This is a genomic window from Methylomonas koyamae (assembly GCF_006483455.1).
Taxonomy (GTDB): domain Bacteria; phylum Pseudomonadota; class Gammaproteobacteria; order Methylococcales; family Methylomonadaceae; genus Methylomonas; species Methylomonas koyamae_B.
On record NZ_PPPU01000001.1, the window covers coordinates 54,830 to 73,681 of the forward strand.

The 18,852-nt window shown below is 58.1% G+C and carries 15 protein-coding genes; 3 read left to right on the forward strand and 12 right to left on the reverse strand.

The annotated features are described in order from the left end of the window. The first annotated feature begins 17 nt into the window (after window positions 1-17). Complete coding sequence (locus tag C2U68_RS21740; RefSeq protein WP_409563839.1) at window positions 18-311, forward strand: GNAT family N-acetyltransferase; 294 nt, start codon at window positions 18-20, stop codon at window positions 309-311. A gap of 67 nt (window positions 312-378) precedes the next feature. Here C2U68_RS21740 and purL read toward each other — a convergent pair whose 3' ends face one another. The 12 genes from purL to C2U68_RS00300 form a co-directional block, all read right to left on the reverse strand. Then, window positions 379-4,266, reverse strand: a complete 3,888-nt coding sequence (gene purL / locus C2U68_RS00250; protein WP_186289452.1) for a phosphoribosylformylglycinamidine synthase — start codon at window positions 4,264-4,266, stop codon at window positions 379-381. 82 nt (window positions 4,267-4,348) lie between these two features. Continuing rightward, entirely contained in the window at window positions 4,349-5,074 is a 726-nt protein-coding gene (bamC, locus tag C2U68_RS00255; RefSeq protein ID WP_140910500.1) for an outer membrane protein assembly factor BamC, read from the reverse strand. After that, entirely contained in the window at window positions 5,071-5,952 is an 882-nt protein-coding gene (dapA, locus tag C2U68_RS00260) for a 4-hydroxy-tetrahydrodipicolinate synthase (RefSeq protein ID WP_140910501.1), read from the reverse strand. Before dapA ends, bamC begins: the two co-directional genes overlap by 4 nt. 116 nt (window positions 5,953-6,068) lie before the next feature. Further along, window positions 6,069-6,767 (reverse strand): phosphatase PAP2 family protein, encoded by a 699-nt coding sequence (locus tag C2U68_RS00265; protein WP_140910502.1) that lies wholly within the window; start codon window positions 6,765-6,767, stop codon window positions 6,069-6,071. Beyond that, entirely contained in the window at window positions 6,748-8,292 is a 1,545-nt protein-coding gene (locus tag C2U68_RS00270) for an ArnT family glycosyltransferase (RefSeq protein ID WP_140910503.1), read from the reverse strand. Before C2U68_RS00270 ends, C2U68_RS00265 begins: the two co-directional genes overlap by 20 nt. 8 nt (window positions 8,293-8,300) lie before the next feature. Beyond that, entirely contained in the window at window positions 8,301-10,046 is a 1,746-nt protein-coding gene (recJ, locus tag C2U68_RS00275) for a single-stranded-DNA-specific exonuclease RecJ (protein ID WP_140910512.1), read from the reverse strand. 54 nt (window positions 10,047-10,100) lie between these two features. Next, entirely contained in the window at window positions 10,101-11,195 is a 1,095-nt protein-coding gene (gene thrC / locus C2U68_RS00280; RefSeq protein WP_140910504.1) for a threonine synthase, read from the reverse strand. A 3-nt stretch (window positions 11,196-11,198) separates the two neighbouring features. Further along, window positions 11,199-12,509, reverse strand: coding sequence for a homoserine dehydrogenase (locus C2U68_RS00285; protein WP_140910505.1), 1,311 nt, complete (start codon window positions 12,507-12,509; stop codon window positions 11,199-11,201). A 36-nt stretch (window positions 12,510-12,545) separates the two neighbouring features. Beyond that, window positions 12,546-13,730, reverse strand: coding sequence for an alanine transaminase (alaC, locus tag C2U68_RS00290; protein ID WP_140910506.1), 1,185 nt, complete (start codon window positions 13,728-13,730; stop codon window positions 12,546-12,548). Between the two features lie 111 nt (window positions 13,731-13,841). Beyond that, the gene (locus C2U68_RS21025) at window positions 13,842-14,006 is read right to left on the reverse strand and encodes a hypothetical protein (protein ID WP_186289453.1); all 165 of its coding nucleotides are present in this window, start codon (window positions 14,004-14,006) and stop codon (window positions 13,842-13,844) included. 98 nt (window positions 14,007-14,104) lie between these two features. Beyond that, a complete protein-coding gene (locus C2U68_RS00295) occupies window positions 14,105-15,205 on the reverse strand; it encodes a GNAT family N-acetyltransferase/peptidase C39 family protein (protein ID WP_140910507.1) in 1,101 nt (366 codons plus the stop codon). After that, entirely contained in the window at window positions 15,202-16,293 is a 1,092-nt protein-coding gene (locus tag C2U68_RS00300) for a DUF2817 domain-containing protein (RefSeq protein ID WP_140910508.1), read from the reverse strand. The genes C2U68_RS00295 and C2U68_RS00300 overlap by 4 nt, the downstream gene beginning before the upstream one ends. A gap of 106 nt (window positions 16,294-16,399) precedes the next feature. On the opposite strand from C2U68_RS00300, the gene C2U68_RS00305 reads away from it, so the two are divergent. Both C2U68_RS00305 and C2U68_RS00310 read left to right on the forward strand, forming a co-directional pair. Continuing rightward, on the forward strand, window positions 16,400-17,875 hold the full coding sequence (locus C2U68_RS00305; RefSeq protein WP_140910509.1) for a RimK family protein: 1,476 nt from the start codon (window positions 16,400-16,402) through the stop codon (window positions 17,873-17,875). A 19-nt stretch (window positions 17,876-17,894) separates the two neighbouring features. Then, the gene (locus C2U68_RS00310) at window positions 17,895-18,809 is read left to right on the forward strand and encodes a carbohydrate kinase family protein (RefSeq protein WP_140910510.1); all 915 of its coding nucleotides are present in this window, start codon (window positions 17,895-17,897) and stop codon (window positions 18,807-18,809) included. Window positions 18,810-18,852: the final 43 nt, after the last annotated feature.

The following is an 18,852-nucleotide window of genomic DNA, read 5'->3' on the forward strand; positions in this document are numbered from 1 at the left end:
ACTGGAACGATCCGTATCTGGATATCGAACCCAAACTAAGTGTGCAACCGGAATTGTTCCTGGTTGGAGTCGATGCCGACGCCGACATTATCGGCACCGCAATGGCCGGTTACGCCGGCCACCGCGGCTGGTTCAACTACCTCGCCGTGGCGCCGGACAAACGCCGGTCGGCGTTGGGGAGGCAGTTGATACACGCCGCAGAAACGGAACTAACCAAGCGCAGCTGCCCCAAAACTGAATTTGCAAGTTCAGGTCGGCAACGGCGCCGCGCTGGCGTTTTACCGAAACCTGGGTTACCTGCAGGACGATGAGGTCAGCCTCGGCAAAAGGCCCATCTCGGACCTCGACCCGAGCTAAGCGCATTCTCCCCGCGAAGCCCTAACCGACCCAAACTCTCGCATTTCTGAACATCCGCAGCCAAGCGCCATCTTCGGCCCAGTCCGCCGGATGCCAGGAGTTTTGTAATGCCCGGAAGCAGCGCTCGGGATGCGGCATCATGATAGTGAAGCGGCCGTCAGCCGTGGTCAGGCCGGTAATGCCGTTCGGCGAGCCGTTCGGGTTGGCCGGGAAAGTCTCGGCGACATTGCCGTAGTTATCGACGTAGCCGACTGCCGCCAGCGCGTCGGCCGGATTCAAGCTGCCGAACTCCGCCCGGCCCTCGCCGTGCGCGACCACCACCGGCAGCAGCGAACCCGCCATGCCGGTAAAGAAAATCGACGGCGAAGCCTGAATCTTGACCATCGCCACCCGCGCTTCGAATTGCTCGGACAGATTGCGTTTGAAGGCCGGCCAGTGTTCGGCGCCGGGAATGATGTCCTTCAAGCCGGACATCATCTGGCAACCGTTGCACACGCCCAGACCGAAGGTATCCGGGCGGGCAAAGAAGGCGGCGAATTCGTCACGGGCCTTGGCGTTAAACAGAATCGATTTGGCCCAGCCGCCGCCGGCGCCGAGCACGTCGCCGTAGGAAAAACCGCCGCAGGCCACCAGGCCTTTGAATTCGCTCAGGCTGACCCGGCCGCCGATGATGTCGGTCATGTGTACGTCGATGGCATCGAAGCCGGCGCGGTCGAAGGCCGCCGCCATTTCCACGTGGCCGTTGACGCCCTGCTCGCGCAGGATCGCAACTTTCGGCTTTACTTGCCCGGCAAAACCGGCGGCGATGTCGTCGTTCGGATCGAACGTCAACTGTGCCGTCAGACCGGGGTCCTTATCGTCGGCGATGCGTTCGAACTGTTGCTTGGCGCACTCCGGGTTATCGCGCAGTGCCTGCATCCGGTAACTGACTTCCGACCAGATTTGCTGCAACTCGGCGCGCGTAGCGCTGTAGAGTTGCTGGCCGGATTTAAAAATCCGCAACTGCTGGCCCGCCGCCACGCGGCCGACCACGTGGCTGCAGTCGTCCAGGCCGGCGTGATCCAGCAGACGGGCGACTTGGTTCAAGTCGCTGTTTTTGATTTGCAGCACCGCGCCCAACTCCTCGTTGAACAGCGCCGCCAGAGCGTCGCCGGACAAATCGGACAAGTCCAGATCGACTCCCTTACGGCCGGCGAACAGCATTTCCGCAACCGTGGCCAGCAACCCGCCGTCGGCGCGGTCGTGGTAGGCCAGGATCAGGCCTTGCTGGCTTAGGGTTTGGACGGCGTCGAAGAAACGTTTGAATAGGTCGGCGCTATCCAAGTCCGGCGCTTGATTGCCGAGCTGATTGTAGACTTGCGCCAATATCGAGCCGCCGAGGCGGTTTTTGCCTTGGCCCAGGTCGATCAACAGCAATACACTGTCCTCGTTCTTCAATTCCGGCGTCAGCGTGTCGCGCACGTCTTGTACCGGCGCGAAGGCGGTGATGATCAACGACAGCGGCGAGGTCATGGTTTTGTTGCCCTGATCGTCCTGCCACACGGTTTTCATCGACAATGAGTCTTTGCCGACCGGTATCGCTATGCCCAATTCCGGGCAGAGATCCATACCAACCGCTTTGACGGTATCGAACAAGGCCGCGTCTTCGCCGGGGCTGCCGCAGGCCGCCATCCAGTTGGCCGACAATTTCACGTCGTTCAACTTGCCGATGCGGGCAGCGGCCAAATTGGTCAAGGCTTCGCCGATAGCCATGCGACCCGATGCCGGGGCGTCGATCAAGGCCAGCGGCGTGCGCTCGCCCATCGCCATCGCTTCGCCGGTGTAGGCCTGAAAGCCGGACGCGGTGACCGCAACGTCGGCCACCGGTACTTGCCACGGCCCGACCATCTGGTCGCGAGCGACCAGACCGGTGACGGAACGGTCACCGATGTGGATCAGGAAGCTCTTGTCGGCAACGGCCGGAAACGCCAATACCCGTCTAATTGCTTCGGCCAGCTCGACTTGATCTAAAGCCAAATCCGGCAAGGTTTTGTGCAGCCGCTGCACGTCGCGGTGCATTTTCGGCGGCTTGCCGAACAATACCGACATCGGTAAATCAATCGGAGACGACTGCCCAAACCATTCGTCGCTCAGGGTCAAGTGTTCCTCGTCGGTGGCATGGCCGATCACCGCGTACAGGCAGTGTTCGCGCTCGCAGAAGCTTTGAAACAGTGCCAGGGATTCAGGCTTGATCGCGACCACGTAGCGCTCTTGCGCTTCGTTACACCAGATTTGCATCGGCGACATGCCCTTGTCGGCGTTTTGCACCTTGCGCAATTCGAAGCGGCCGCCGCGATCGCAATCGTGAATGATTTCCGGCACCGCATTGGATAAGCCGCCGGCGCCGATGTCGTGAATCGACACGATCGGGGTATGTTCGCCCAGCGAGTTGCAGTGGTTGATCACCTCCTGGCAACGACGCTGCATTTCCGGGTTCTCCCGCTGCACCGAGGCGAAATCCAGCTCCGCCGCGCTGGCGCCGGAGGTTTGCGACGAGGCCGCGCCGCCGCCCAGGCCGATCAGCATCGCCGGGCCGCCCAAAATCACGATCAACGCCCCGGCCGGAATCGGCTGTTTTTCGACCAACATCGGCCGGATGTTGCCCAAGCCGCCGGCGATCATAATCGGCTTGTGGTAGCCGCGGAATTGATTGGCTTCGCCGTTTTCCGCAGGTTGCTCGAAGCTGCGGAAATAACCGGCCAGATTGGGCCGGCCGAATTCGTTGTTGAACGCCGCGCCGCCAATCGGGCCTTCCAGCATGATGTCCAAAGCCGAGGCGATGCGTTCCGGCTTGCCGTTGTCGGCTTCCCAGGGCTGCGAAAAACCGGGGATTTTTAGATGCGACACGCTGAAGCCGGTCAAACCGGCCTTGGGCGCGGAACCGCGGCCGGTGGCACCTTCGTCGCGAATCTCGCCGCCGGAACCGGTCGCGGCGCCGGGATGCGGCGAGATCGCGGTGGGATGGTTGTGAGTCTCGACCTTCATCAAAATGTGCGCGGCTTCCTCGACGAAGCCATAGCGATGGCTATCGGCGTCGCGGATGAACACCTGAGCGGTCGGGCCTGCCAGCACCGAAGCGTTGTCCTTATATGCCGACAACACCCCTTGCGGGTTTAGGTTGTGGGTATTGCGGATCATCGCGAACAGCGATTTGGCCTGTTCCTCGCCGTCGATAGTCCAACTGGCGTTAAAGATTTTATGGCGGCAATGCTCGGAATTGGCCTGAGCAAACATCATCAGTTCCACGTCGGTCGGATTGCGGCCCAACTGGCTGAAGCTTTCGGTCAGATAGTCGATCTCGTCGGCCGACAAAGCCAGGCCCAGTTCGGTGTTGGCTTGTTCCAACGCGGCGCGGCCGCGTTCGATGATGGCGACGGTTTGTAACGGCTTCGGCGCGTGGCTGACAAACAAGTCCAATCCGTCGGTGTCGGACACAACCTGCTGAGTCATCCGGTCGTGTAACACCACCGCCAAACGCTGTTTAACCGCATCGGCCAACGGCGAGTCGGCAAAAAAACGGTACTCGATACCGCGTTCGATGCGCTTAACTGCAGTCAAGCCGCAACGCTCGGCGATTTCCGAGGCCTTGCTCGACCATGGCGAAATCGTACCCAGACGCGGCACCACCCACAGGGTTCCGGCCGGTTCCAGGTCAACGCCGGCAGTTGGCGCGCGGTCGGCGGCATCGCCGTAGTCGAGTAAGCGCGCCAGCATGGCCTGGTCCGCCGGATTTAGTTGATCGTCGAGTTGTATGAAATGTTGAAAGCGCGCATCGAAGCCGACGATGCCGGCTTCGATAGCCTGTAAATCGCCGAGCAATTTTTCGATACGGAAACGGGACAATGCGGAGGTGCCGGGAAGGATCAACATAATAAATTCGAAGGTCTGTAACGCAAAAGAGATGTGCTTGCCGCGCCGGCGTAGCCGCCAAACGCGAACTTAGCGCAAACGGCTATTTCTCCGCCGGCGCTTCCGTGGGTTCCGCCGACATATCCTGCTTGATACCGTCGGTAATTAATCTGAGTAAAGAGGTGGCGACGTCATTGGACAGCGTGGTGCCAGCTTCGTCTTGCACGGTGACTTCGGCCGATTGGGCATCCAACTCGTTGACGCTTATTCTGTATTCCTGTTCACGGCTCGGATCGTCGCCGAACAGGAAATTGATTTCATCCAAAAACGATCCGTCGTCCGGCTTGATGGCGTTCGGGTCGTATTTAACGAAGAAATAGCGTTTATCGACATTGCGTTCGACGACCTCCAGTTTTTGCCGGCTCAAGGCCTTGCCTACCAGCCACCAGGCTTGCTGCGCGGATTGGTCGATTTGCAAGCTGCTGACATTGGCTGTGGCTGCCGGGCGCGGCGCAGGTACCGAGGTTTCGGCAGGCCGAACCGACTCGGTCGGCTGCCTGGACTGGGCAACCGCCTCTTCCGATTTCGTGGGAACCGGTTGCGGGGTTGCAGCGGCAACCGGTTCCGCCTTCGCCACCACCGCAGCAGCGGGCGGCGCAGCCAGGGTTTTGCGCTTGAGATCGTCCGGGATCACCAATTCGGGAATTTCGGTCGTGAATTGGTAATCGCGCTCTTTGTCGGGAAACCAGCTTTTGACATAACTACAGGCCGGCATAAGGCTGACCAAAGCGCCGGTAAATACCAACCGTAGAAAATTCGTCGATTTCATGAGGGCAAAACGCCAGCTTGCCGCATCGCAGCTCTCACGGTGTCGAAACATTCCGCGCTGAGCCAGGTTAGCGGCAGGCGAATACCCTTGCCGATCAAACCCATTTCCGCAACAGCCCATTTCACCGGAATTGGATTTGACTGGATGAATAAGGCCTGGTGCAGGCCGGTAAGGTGGGCGTCAATCGCTTCGGCTTCGACTCTATCGCCCCGCATTGCCGCCGCCAACATTTGGTGCACCAGCTTGGGCGCCACGTTGCCGGTCACGGTGATACTGCCGTTACCGCCGATCAGGCAAAATTCGCAGCTGGTGGCATCGTCGCCGGTGTAAAGCGCAAACGATGCGTCGGTTAAATCCCGGATTTGTTTGACGCGTTCCAGTTTGCCGGTGGCTTCTTTAACGCCGACGATGTTGGCGATCTTGGCCAGCCTGCCTACCGTTTCCGGCAATAAATCGCAACCGGTGCGGCCGGGCACGTTGTACAGAATTTGCGGAATGTCCACTGCCTCGGCGATAGCCTTGTAATGCAGGTACAAACCTTCCTGAGTCGGCTTGTTGTAATACGGCGTCACCAGCAAGCAGGCGTCCGCTCCGGCTTGTCTGGCCCGATCAGTCAAACGGATCGCTTCGCGGGTGCAATTGGCACCGGTACCGGCGATCACCGGTATCCGGCCGGCTACGCAATCAACCACGAATTTGATTACCGCGCAGTGTTCGTCTTCGTCGAGAGTTGCCGATTCGCCGGTGGTGCCGACCGCCACCAGTGCGTCGCTGCCCTGCTCTATATGAAATTCAACCAGGTTTTTTAAGCTGGCTTCATCCACCGCACCGTCTTCCATCATCGGGGTAATCAGCGCAACGATACTACCTTGAATCATGCAAATCTCTCGTTAAGGTGAACTAAAACCGACGCATTATATCAAGCCGGCCTTGAAAACTCAGCCTGTTAAATCGGCCCGGCCGGCAAACAAGTTGGCCGCGAAGGGCGCTACAGTCAACGCTCGGGGCGTAGATGCAATTTGGCAACCCGCACATACCAGCCGTAGTACAAGGCATAAGCCACCAGAAACACCAAGTAACCCGACCATAAAATATCGGACACGAAATGCCCTCCCGAGGTCATTCGGGTAAAGCCCAGCGTCCAAGCCAACGTCAGTGTCAATCCAAAATACAGCAGCTTATGGTTTTGCGATAAAAAATACAGCACGAAGAAGCTGTATCCGACCGAACAATGGCCGCAGACGAAGGATTTATCCGGGGTATGACCGAATTTCAACGGCGGCGTGTATTGATGCTCGCCGCCGAATTGGGTGACATGCACCGGCCGGGCTCGCCCCCAATGGTCTTTGAAGATCAAATTGACCACCAATCCGGGACCGATGGCAATCACCAACAGAATATATAACGCTCGCAAGCGGAACCTGCGGGTATAAGCATGAAAATGGCTGGCGATATAAACAATCAGCGCAATGGTGCCGGCACATACCGTGAACGGAAACGCGTAGTCGTACAAAACTTCCCACAGCCCCCAATGCTGGTATGGCCAAACATCGCCGATGCTGTCGGGCCGGTAAAACAATCCGGCCAGACGTAGATCCAAATCACTAAACCAAAACGGCAATGTGGTGAGTCCCGCCAGTATCAGCAATATCGCCAGTTCGCGCCGGGCGCGCCTAATTGTCCGATGTAACATGGGCATCCTTGTGAGTTAATCCAGGGCTGACCGGATCCGGCCAGAATTTCAAGTTTTCGCCGAGGTACAAATAGTATTTCGCCCCCGGCCGATCCGGATTCGCTATTTCCGCCAAGAACCGAAACCGCTCAAATGCCGTCGTCAAGACCGGCGGCAACGAGTCGCGAGTTTGTTCGGCGATGACAAAACCATTTTTGCCGATGTACTCAACCGGTCCTGGCCATACCTCATATTGGCTACTGACCTCGCCGCTGGTTTCGAAGCGGTAAGTCCGGGGATGGTCCGGCAGATAAAATGCCAGTTCGCTGGCAAGATAACGGTGGCCTAGCGCCAGCAAAAACGTGTCCTCAACACTCGGCACACTAATCAATCGCTCAAAATGAACATCGATCGCCAATTCCCGCCAGCTTTTGAAGCGTTTGGTTGGATCCAGCGCCGTGTTTTGCAGATTGAACGCCTGCAACAGAATCGGTAAAGCGTAGGTGGTAATCACCATCAAATAACCGAAAGCCAGCGCGTATTTGAAGCTGCGCCGCCAGTAACCGGCGGCGCGTTCGCCGGCCAATAGTATCAGTCCGGTAAAATAGAACGGCATCGGCCAGTTGCCCTGAGCCTTTTGCAGAAAACTCAACAGCAACACACCCAATAATAACGCCGGCCCCATCAGCAATAGAAAGCGCTGCTCGGCACCAAGTTCACCGAACTTGAACACGGCCTGCAGGCTGCTCAGCAGCAGCAATACGAAAATCCCCGGAGATATCAACAGGATTTGGTACAGCAGAAAATCCCGCGCCCATTGCACGTGCTTGCCAATTGGGACCGGCTCATGATTGCCGAAGTGGCTGCGACTGTGGCCGAACATGACCCAATCGTGCTGCTGGTTCCACCACAGGATCGGCACTGCAGCGACTAAAATCGGCAATAAATACAACAGAAATTCCCTTTTCAGCAGATGGCGGCGCTGGCTATCGGTGACCAGAAAGATCAGTAACATCGCCGGCAAGGCCAATGCCGCCTGTTTGCTGAGCAAAGCCGCCGCGCTAGCGCAGCCGGCCCATAACCAGGCCCGCGCTTGACCATCGAATAGGGCGCGGCGCAAATGGTAAATCGCGATGATCCAAAAGCAGTACAACGGGGGATCGATCGTCATCAAAAAATTAGCCAGCACATTGATCGGCGTCGCCAAAATCAACAACAAGGCCAAGGCCCCGCCGCGGCCGCCGTAAAAAGCGCGTGCCGTCGCATAAAAAAACCAGAGAAATACCGTCCCCAACACCAAGGTCGGCATTCGCACCGCAACGGTGTAATCGCCCAGTAACCAGGTAGACAGGCCGATCAGCCAGGCCACCATCGGCGGTTTGCTGTAGTAACACCAATCCGGCCGCCGCGACCAGTCCCAGTAATACGCTTCGTCGCCGATCAAATCCAGCCCGTTTGCCAACAAAAATATGGCGCGCACCGCCAAAGCCGTCAGAATTAGGGCAACCGGGTAGGTCTCGATCCAGCGCAAAACTTTTTCAGTCATTGGCCAACTCACTCCCATTTTTCCAAGTAGTGCAGTAACAGTTGCAGGCTGCGTTGACCGCGAAATTCGTTGATGTCCAATTTGTACGCCGCGTTGATTTTGCGGCAGCCAAGCCATTTTTCCGGATGATCGGCGAAAAAGGCAATCGCATCCAATAGTTGCCCGCCGAACGGCAATCGCAACACAAATTTCAGGTGTTGCTGGCCGACGATACGGCATTGGATCACGTCGAACACGCCATGAAATTCCGGCTCCGGGAACGCCTGCCCCCACACCGCGGCCTGGCGCAAGGTTTCGGCGAATTCCAAGCTCAGATGGCGTTCGTCGAGTTCGCCGTCGGAATAAACCTTCTGCTGCAAGTCGACGTTTGCCAGTTTGCCCGCCACCGTTTCCGCGAAGGCCAGCGCAAAATGCGGATAATCGTGCAGCTTTATGGTCAAGCCGGCCGCCATCGCGTGGCCGCCGAATTTAGTCAAAATCTGCGGATGCTTGGCGGCGATGTCGCTGAGCACGTCGCGCACGTGCACGCCGGCAATCGACCGGGCCGAGCCTTTGATATCGCCATTCTCGGCCGGGGCGAACGCAATCACCGGCCGGTGCACGCGGTCCTTGATCCGCGCCGCCAGAATCCCAATCACCCCCTGGTGCCAATTGGCGTCGAACAGGCAAACCCCGGCTGGAACATGCTGCTCGTCCAAAGCCTTCATCTCGGCCAATAAAGCCATGGCTTCGGTTTTCATCTGCCCTTCCACTTCCTTGCGGTCCTGGTTCAGCACATGCAATTGTTCAGCGATATCCCGTGCCAAGCCGGCGTCGTTGGTCAACAGGCACTGGATGCCCAGGGTCATGTCATCCATCCGCCCGGCAGCGTTCAGCCGCGGCGCAACGGCAAACCCCAAATCGCTGGCGTGTATGCCTGACAGGGACTTGCCGGAGACTTCCACCAAGGCTTTTATGCCTGGCTGGCATTGGCCGGAACGAATCCGCAACAGGCCCTGATGCACCAGAATCCGGTTAACCTGATCCAACGCCACCACGTCGGCCACAGTACCTAAAGCGGCATAATCGAGTAGTTGGGCCAGATTGGGTTCGGCAATTCGGCGTTTTTCGAACCAATGGGTTTCCCGCAGACGAATGCGCAACGCCATCAGGATATAAAACATGACGCCGACGCCGGCGATATTGCGGCTGGGAAACTTATCGTCGGGCAGATTCGGGTTGACGATGGCGTCGGCTGCCGGCAGTTCTGCGCCGGGCAAATGGTGGTCGGTGATCAGTACCGTGAAGCCGGCGGCTTTCGCGGCTTTGACGCCGTCGATACTGGAAATGCCGTTATCGACGGTAAGAATGACATCCGGATTCTGCCGTTTTACCAGCTCAACGATTTCCGGTGTCAAACCGTAACCGTATTCGAAGCGATTCGGGACCACGAAATCCAGGTTTTCCGCCCCCAACAAGGCCAAGCCCTTCAATGCCAACGCGCAACTGGTGGCGCCGTCGGCATCGAAGTCGGCCACCACAGTGATTTTGCTTTGCCGCTCCAAGGCGGCAAGCAAGTGTTCGGCCATGGCTTTCATGCCGGACAACAACCAGGGCGACGGCAAACGCACCAAGCCGCGGTCGAGTTGCTCCGCATTTTGAATGCCGCGACTGTTGAAAATCCGCTGCAATACGGGATCCATTTCGCCGAAGTGCGGATTTTTCACCTGTTCCGGGCGGGGAACGATGACTTTTTTTACGCTTTGCAGATACATATCAGCCAATAAAAAAGCCGGCTGCAGCCGGCTTTTGCGGGAACAATGCCAGGATCACATGTTATCCAGAATCGCTCTTTTCACTGCGTCCAGAGTGGCTTCCACCGTCACCGGCTGGTCGTCCCGGCATTGGGCGATCGCGGTATCCGGGTCCTTGATGCCGTTGCCGGTCAGGGTGCAGACGATGGTGCTGCCTTCCGGAATATTGCCGTTGCCGATGTCGAACAAGGCTCCGGCCAACGAAGTCGCTGAAGCCGGTTCGCAGAAGATGCCCTCGTAAGCAGACAGCATTTTTTGCGCTGCCAGGATTTGTTCGTCGGTGAAAGAGGCAAACCAACCGCCGGATTGTTTCTGTGCGGTCCAGGCGCCGTCCCAGGATTGCGGATTGCCGATCCGTATCGCCGTGGCGACGGTCTCGGGGTGTTCGATCGGGTGGCCGGCCAGAAACGGCGCGGCACCGGCGGCTTGATAACCGCACATCACCGGTCGTTTTTTGGTCACGGCTTTATGTGTTTTACTGTCGGTAGAGTATTCCTTGTAACCCTTCCAGTAAGCGGTGATGTTGCCGGCATTGCCCACCGGTAGGCAGTGGAAATCCGGCGCATCGCCCAGGGCGTCGACGATTTCGAACGCCGCGGTTTTTTGACCTTCCAGCCGATAAGGATTGATCGAATTGACGATCGTCACCGGTGCATGGTCGGCGATTTCCTTGACTATTGCCATGCCGGCATCGAAGTTGCCTTTGATCTGAATAATCTTGGCGCCGTACATCATGGTCTGCGCCAATTTGCCCAACGCAATCTTGCCCTCCGGGATCAATACGAAGGCGCGGATGCCGGCGCGCACGGCATAGGCCGCAGCCGCCGCCGAGGTGTTGCCGGTCGAGGCGCAGATAATGGCTTGGCTACCCTCTTCCACCGCTTTGGTCACGGCCATGGTCATGCCGCGATCCTTGAACGAACCGGTCGGGTTCAGGCCTTCGAACTTGACATAAATGTCGACATCCTTACCAATCAGACGCGGAATATTTTGCAGTTGGATTAGCGGGGTGTCGCCTTCGCAAAGACTAATGATGCGGGTATCGTCGGAGACCGGCAAACGGTCGCGGTAACGATCGATCAGGCCGGTGTAGCGTGTGGGTTTTGCCATTGTTTATCCTAAGGTTTCCAGGCGGATGCGCGCGACTTTGCCGCTGACGGTGGCCAGGGCTTCGATGTCGGCAATCGCCGCGTTCATTTCATGTTCCAGCGTCTGCTGAGTCAGCATAATGATTGGTACCGAGGTTTCGCCTGCCGGCGGCTCCTTTTGAATCAGGGCTTCAATGCTGATGTGGTGCGCCGCCAGAATGCGGCTGACGTCGGCCAACACGCCGGGTTTGTCCTCGGCGGTCAACCGCAGGTAATAGGCGGTTTTGATCGCGTCGGCCGGCAGCACCGGAATATCGGCGATGGCGTCCGCTTGAAACGCCAGATGCGGCACCCGGTTTTCCGGGTCACTGGTCATCGCTCTGACGACGTCGACCAAATCGGCGACGACTGCCGATGCGGTCGGTTCCGCGCCGGCCCCGGCGCCGTAATACAAAGTCGGGCCGACCGCATCGCCGCATACCAGCACCGCGTTCATGACGCCGTCGACATTGGCGATCAAGCGCCGTTTCGGAATCAAGGTCGGATGCACCCGCAACTCGATACCGTCGTCGGTTTTGCGGGCGATGCCCAGGTTTTTGATCCGGTAGCCCAGGGCCTCCGCATATTCCACGTCGAGCCGGGTGATCTTGGTAATGCCTTCAGTAAAGACTTTGTCGAATTGCAGCGGAATGCCGAACGCGATCGAGGCCAGAATCGTTAGCTTGTGGCCGGCATCGATGCCTTCGACGTCGAAAGTCGGGTCGGCTTCGGCGTAACCCAGGGCTTGCGCCTCTTTCAGCACGTCGTCGAAATCGCGGCCTTTGTCGCGCATTTCGGTCAGAATGAAGTTCCCAGTGCCGTTGATGATGCCGGCCAGCCACTTGATCCGGTTGCCGGCCAAGCCTTCGCGGATGGCTTTGATGATCGGGATACCGCCGGCCACGGCCGCTTCGAACAACACCATCACGCCTTGTTTGCTGGCTTCGGCGAACACCTCGTTACCATGCAACGCGATCAGCGCTTTATTGGCGGTGACGACGTGTTTACCGTTGGCGATCGCGGTCAACACCAGTTGTTTCGCCAAGTCGTAGCCGCCAATCAGCTCAACGACGACGTCGATATCCGGGTCGTTGACAATTTCGAATGGATCGGTGGTCAAGGCAATGCCCTGGGTATGGCAGATGCGGTCGCGATTCAAGTCGCGCGCCGACGCTCGCGTCACGACGATTTCGCGGCCGGCGCGGCGGGCGATTTCTTCGGCATTGCGTTTCAACACGTTGACGGTACCGCCGCCGACGGTGCCCAGCCCCAATACTCCAACTCTAACCGGCTTCAAATCCGACTCCTTCTGTTTACCCAAAACGGCGGGCGATTATACAACGTTGTCTTTTTTCAGCATATTACGGATGCTGCGCAAGGCTTGGCGGGTGCGTTGCTCGTTTTCGATCAGACTGAAACGGATATGGTCGTCGCCGAATTGGCCGAAACCGACGCCGGGCGATACCGCCACCTTGGCATCGATGATCAGCTTTTTGGCAAATTCAATCGAGCCCATCTCGCGGTAGGCTTCCGGGATTTTGGCCCAGACGAACATGGTTGCCTTCGGTTTTTCGACCTGCCAACCCATCGCGTTCAAGCCGTCGCACAACACGTCGCGGCGCGATTTGTACATGTCGCAGATTTCCTGCACGCAATCCTGCGGCCCTTCCAGTGCGGTGATCGCCGCGACCTGAATCGGCGTGAATGCGCCGTAATCCATATACGACTTGATCCGGGTCAATGCCGAGACCAAGGTCGGATTGCCGCACATGAAACCGATCCGCCAGCCCGGCATGTTGTAGCTTTTGGACAAGGTGAAAAACTCGACGGCAATATCCTTCGCACCCGGCACCTGCAGGATCGACGGCGCAACATAGCCGTCGAACACGATATCGGCATAGGCGATGTCGTGGACGATCCAGATATTGTGTTCCTTGCAGATGGCGACGACTTTTTCGAAAAAGTCCAGTTCCACGCACTGGCAGGTCGGGTTGCCCGGAAAATTCAAAATAAGCATCTTCGGTTTCGGCCAGCACTCGTCGATGCCTTTCTGCAATTCGGCGAAGAAATCGACGCCGGGAGTCAGCGGCACGTGGCGAATGTCGGCACCGGCGATCACCACACCGTAGGGATGGATCGGATAGGCCGGATTCGGCACCAATACCACGTCGCCGGGGCCCAGGGTTGCCAAGGCCAGATGCGACAAACCTTCTTTCGAGCCGATCGTGACGATGGCTTCGGTATTGGGATCAAGATCGACGTCGAAACGCTTTTTGTACCAGCCGCAAATGGCCTTGCGTAAGCGAGGGATCCCTTTCGAGACCGAATAACGGTGGGTGTCTCCGCGTTGCGCCACTTCCACCATCTTGTCCAGGATGTGCTTCGGCGTCGGTTGGTCGGGATTGCCCATGCCGAAGTCGATGATATCGTCGCCTGCGGCGCGCGCTTTGGCTTTCAGTTCGTTGACGATGTTGAATACGTAAGGCGGCAGACGGCTGATGCGGTGAAATTCTTCCATTAACGGCTCTTGTTGGTCAGATTTTGCGAACGGCTTTTTTGAGAAAGCCGGCTAAGTTACTGTTGTTGCCTGGCGATGTCAATTCGCCGGGCAATATCCGGGATTCAGGGTTTATTGCGGCTGAGGTTTCGCCGCAAGTTCCGGACTAGCCGCCGCCGTTTCCGTGCGTTGCTGGTGCAGATAAGAACCGCCGACCAGAAACCCCAACACCAACAGGTAAACGATGGCGGCAATGTTTTTCACTTTTTTCTGTTCGTCTCGATCGGAGGGATGCATTTCGGTTTCGGTTCCGCTGGCTGAAAGTGGCGTATTTTAGCCGCTGCCGCGGCGGAAGAGAATGCGCTGCGAAATTGTTAGGCGCGGCCTGACACGGGTCAACCGGCTTTGACAATCACCGCGGTACGCAAACGGCTCTTGCCGAAACAGCACATCCGGTCGAAATCCTCACGCGCGACCGGAATGAATTGGCAGTCCAGCTCGCTTTGCCGGCCCTCTTCCGGATCAGGATCGTGCATGTACAGGCAGTCTTTATCGAAACCGCTCATGACCACCCAATGCGGGGTTTTCTTGCGATCCATCGCGAAGGTGCTGATCAAAATCAACGGAATCGCTCCGGCCTCGAAGGCGGCGGTCAAATCGTTCTGGGTAATATTGGCGTAAACCACGGCGACCCCCTGCTCGGCCGCCAGGTGTTTGAAGCGGTTGTCGACCAATTCGACCACCTGTTTCTTATCCTCGCTGCGCACGCTGTCGATAAACAGCGGGCCGCTTTGGTTGATCCAAACCTCAACGGCGAATTGCCGGCGTTTTGCGGCCAATGCCAGCCCCAACGGATGGCAGCCGCCGTGGCCCGAGGTCATAAAAATCGTCGTTGCTTCGCGCCAGATTTCGATTTCCTCTTCCCGCGACGGCAAATATTGTTTGTTTAACGCGTGCAGCGCCATCATCAACGAGGCCGGCCCACAGGTAAACGGCGTGGTTTGCCGCAGCCAATGCACCGGCCGCTGCTGCGGCTGGTCGTGGTAACGGCGAATGCGCTTTTGGTAGCGCAAGGCATCTTTATGATCTTGATAATAGTCGCGGTACAAGCCGAATTTTTTGTATCCCAAGGTCTCGTAAAGTCCGATTGCCGGCAAATTATCAACGCTGACTTCCAGCCGCAAATACAGGCGGCCGTCGGCTTCGGCCGCTTGCTCGCCGGCCTGCATCAAGGCCTTGGCAATACCGTTTCCGCGCAATTGCGGCGCCACGGCCAACGAATAAATCCGCGCCAGCCGGGTACCGGGATGGTAAATGATCAGGATATAGCCGGCCGCTTGACCATCGTATTCAGCCAGTAACAACGCCCGGTGCTCGCTGGCCAACCAGTGTTTGAAGCTGCGCCGGCTCAATTTATCGGTATTGAAACTGGCATTCTCCAGAGCGACCAAGGCCGCCAGATCGGCGTTTTGCGCCGGCCGCAAGCCGATATTCAAACCGACACTCCCGGCAAAGCCTGACCGATCACTTGGCGGATGCGGAACAACACCATTTCTCTCCAGGCCGTTGCCGCCGGGCAAAAGTGAGCCAGCATGAGCTGGGCGTTCGCCTGCCGCTCGGCGCCGTTCCCGCCCTGGGCCCAGATCAGGTGGTCCCGCAGCAGGGTTTCGAACAAACGGTCGGTGCTGAAGGTGCCGAACTCCAAAGTGACATAGCAGCTTTCCGGCGTCATCGCCGCGTGCCACAGATAATCCAACAGGCCCAGCTTCGGCACCGAACTCGAGGTACCGGCCAGCGGCAAGGTCACCGAATCGCCATACCAACGCTTGGCCACTGCCGCACCGGGACTGTCCGGCCTGTGGTCGCAAATGATTTCGCCGTAACCGTAAGGCCCCAGCCCGCTGTGCAAGTCGATGACCGCCAACCGCCGCTGCTGCAGCGCGTATTTGCTGATCAATGCTTCGCACACCAAGCGGCCATGTGCCGGAGCCCGGCCGCCGTAGAACGGGCCTTCCGAATCGGCGTATTGGCCGCCGCTGATGCCCTGCTCCAACGCGACCCGGCCGTATTGCGCTGCATAATCGGCGAAGGCCTGGCGGCGTTGCTCGGCGTCGGGCTGAAATATGACCTCTCGCAGCCGCTTGTAATCCGGGTTTTCCGGCAACGACGCCGAAAAGTCCACCGCGTTCCGGTTCAAATCGACGCCATCCCGGTCGCAACGCCGCAGCCAGGCGTAACCCCAGGGTGTCAACGCGTGTACCAACAAAATCGCGCTTGTCTGTGGCATGACTACCCGCCCGGCCCGCAACGAATCGAGCAAATCGATTTGGCCGGCACTACCGACAAATCCTTCGATGCCGTGAGTGGCGCCCAATACCACCACGACGTTGGCGGCATCGGCATCGCCCAACCAGACGCTATCGGTTATCAGCGCTTCGCCGTCCGGCCCGAGGCCGGAACAGGGAAACGCCTGTAATTGCATCGAGCAATCGAGTGCGGCCACCCGTTGTAACCACTGTTGCCTGGCTTCGGCATAACTGGCAGGAAAAACGCTGGCATCGATATCGGCATAGGAATAGGACATTTCGCAGCAAGCAGCCTCGGTCGGATAAAGCAGAAATATTACTCCTTGTTTAAAAACCTGTCTGGTTTCAAAATTCAGCCTCCCCAACCCACCGAGTTTGAGCAACATGGCAAGTACGCTGCTGGTCGTCGACAATCTTTCCGACTGGAACCCTTATTATCCCAGCGAGCAGGTCGTCAGTTTCGAAACCTATCTGGCCATGGAACAGAGCGACCCCGACCAACGGGTGCGGGTTATCAATCTGTGCAGTAGCTATAGCTATCTGTCGGACGGTTACTATTGCTCGTTGCTGGCCGAAGCCCGTAATCACCATGTGATTCCCTCGGTGAAGATCATCAACGATCTGGGCAAAAATGCGTTGTACCGACTGCAGCTGGAGGATTTGAACCAACCCTTGGCCCGCGCCCTCAAGCACCAGCACCAGACCGGCGAATACCGGTTGTACAGTTATTTCGGCACGACGCCGGAACCGGCATTTCAGGAACTGGCCCGCTTGTTGTTCGAACGTTTCGCCTGCCCGATTCTGGAAATCACGCTGAGCCTGGAGCAGCAGTGGCAAATCACCGATTTGAAAGCGGTTTCGCCCAGCCAGTTGGACGACACGATGCAAACCCTGTTTGCCGAGGCTCTGGACCGCTTCAGCAAAAAAGTCTGGCGTAAAAGCCGGGCCCGCAAGAATGCCCGCTTCGATCTGGCGATCTTGATCAATCCGGCGGAAGCCCTGCCGCCCAGCAACCGCGGCGCGCTGAAGAAGTTCATTGCGGTGGGCCGGCAAATGGGTGTCGACGTGGAATTGATCACCCACAACCACTACGGCCGCTTGCCCGAGTTCGACGGCCTGTTCATCCGCGAAACCACGGCGATCGACCACCATACCTACCGCTTCGCGAAAAAGGCCGAAGCGGAGGGCTTGGTGGTGATCGACGACCCGACCTCGATTTTGCGCTGTGCCAACAAGGTCTATCTGGCCGATCTGTTCCGCACCCACAAAGTGCCGTCACCGAAAACCTGGATTCTGCATAAAGGCAACACCGAACACCTGGACAAGCTGGAAGCCATCGCCGGCTTTCCGGTCGTCATCAAAGTCCCGGACGGCTCGTTTTCGCGCGGCATCGTCAAAGTCAATAACCGGGCCGAACTGGAAACCAAGGTCGGCGAATTGTTCGAACAATCGGCTTTATTGCTGGCACAGGAGTTTCTTTATACCGATTTCGACTGGCGGATCGGCATTTTCAACCACAAAGCGCTGTATGCCTGCCGCTATTTCATGGTGAAAAACCATTGGCAGATTTACCGCCACGGCACCAACCGCACCGACAGCGGCAATTTCGCCACGCTGCCGACCTTCGAAGTACCGAAGCCGGTGCTGGACGCGGCGTTGAAAGCCACCCAGCCGATAGGCAACGGCCTCTACGGCGTCGACGTCAAGGAAATCAACGGCAAGGGCTACGTTATCGAAGTCAACGACAACCCCAGCATCGACAGCGGCGTCGAAGACAAATATTTGGGCGAAGAATTGTACCGAGCCATCATCGGCGAATTGTTGCGGCGGATGGAAAACCGCAGCAAAGGCCTGGATTAAACGCTAACCACACCTGCATATGGAACCGGACTTGATTGATTTGGATGTACTTTGCGTCGGCCATGCCAGCTACGACCTGGTGTTCAGCGTGCCGCACCATCCCGCAGCCGACGAAAAAACGGTGGCCGCCGCTTTGCTCGGCTGCGGCGGCGGCCCGGCGGCAAACGCCGCGGTCATGGTGGCGAACCTGGGTTACCGCGTAGGATTCAGCGGCTATTTGGGCAACGACGTCTACGGCGATAGCCATTTAAGCGAATTGCTAAGCCATGGGGTCGATACCTGCTGCATCGTCCGCGGCGACTCGCCGACGCCATTGTCGGCAGTACTGGTCAAGCCCGACGGCAAGCGCGCGTTGATTAATTACAAAGGCGACACGCGAGCGCTACCGGCAGACAGTGTGGACTTCGGGGTGATCCGGCCCAAAGTGGTGTTGTGCGACGGCCACGAGCCGCATATTTCAGCGCGCTTGCTGGAGCGCTGCGCCGCCGAAAAGATTCCGACCGTTCTGGATGCCGGATCGTTACATTCCGGCACCGAAGCCTTGCTGGACAAAATGGACTACTTGGTGTGTTCGGAAAAATTTGCGCTTCAGCATTCCGGAGGCGTTGACGCGGCGCTGTCGGGGTTGGCGGAAATTGCACCCTGGGTGGTGGTCACGTTGGGCGAACGCGGCCTGGTTTGGCGGACCGGTCAGGAAGCAGGCCGTTTGGCCGCGCCGCCGGTCACGGCGATCGATACCACCGGGGCCGGAGACGCGTTTCACGGCGCCTTCGCCGCCGGTTTGGCGGCCGGTTTGGCCTGGCCCGAGTTGCTACGTTATGCCAGTGCCGCCGGCGGGTTATGTTGCACCCGCTTGGGCGCCCGCCCCGGCTTACCCGATAAGACAGCCCACCGCGCACTGTTGCAACGGTGGCAAGGCGAACCGATGTCTTAGCGAGAACGCTTGGCCCGCTCCGGTTCCAAGTATTTGTGGCGCA

Coding starts and splice junctions, on each gene's coding strand:
- purL (WP_186289452.1), bottom strand. CDS start 4,266: ATGTTGATCCTTCCCGGCACCTCCGCATTGTCCCGTTTCCGTATCGAA.
- bamC (WP_140910500.1), bottom strand. CDS start 5,074: ATGAAATCGACGAATTTTCTACGGTTGGTATTTACCGGCGCTTTGGTC.
- dapA (WP_140910501.1), bottom strand. CDS start 5,952: ATGATTCAAGGTAGTATCGTTGCGCTGATTACCCCGATGATGGAAGAC.
- C2U68_RS00265 (WP_140910502.1), bottom strand. CDS start 6,767: ATGTTACATCGGACAATTAGGCGCGCCCGGCGCGAACTGGCGATATTG.
- C2U68_RS00270 (WP_140910503.1), bottom strand. CDS start 8,292: ATGACTGAAAAAGTTTTGCGCTGGATCGAGACCTACCCGGTTGCCCTA.
- recJ (WP_140910512.1), bottom strand. CDS start 10,046: ATGTATCTGCAAAGCGTAAAAAAAGTCATCGTTCCCCGCCCGGAACAG.
- thrC (WP_140910504.1), bottom strand. CDS start 11,195: ATGGCAAAACCCACACGCTACACCGGCCTGATCGATCGTTACCGCGAC.
- alaC (WP_140910506.1), bottom strand. CDS start 13,730: ATGGAAGAATTTCACCGCATCAGCCGTCTGCCGCCTTACGTATTCAAC.
- C2U68_RS21025 (WP_186289453.1), bottom strand. CDS start 14,006: ATGCATCCCTCCGATCGAGACGAACAGAAAAAAGTGAAAAACATTGCC.
- C2U68_RS00300 (WP_140910508.1), bottom strand. CDS start 16,293: ATGTCCTATTCCTATGCCGATATCGATGCCAGCGTTTTTCCTGCCAGT.
- C2U68_RS00305 (WP_140910509.1), top strand. CDS start 16,400: ATGGCAAGTACGCTGCTGGTCGTCGACAATCTTTCCGACTGGAACCCT.
- C2U68_RS00310 (WP_140910510.1), top strand. CDS start 17,895: ATGGAACCGGACTTGATTGATTTGGATGTACTTTGCGTCGGCCATGCC.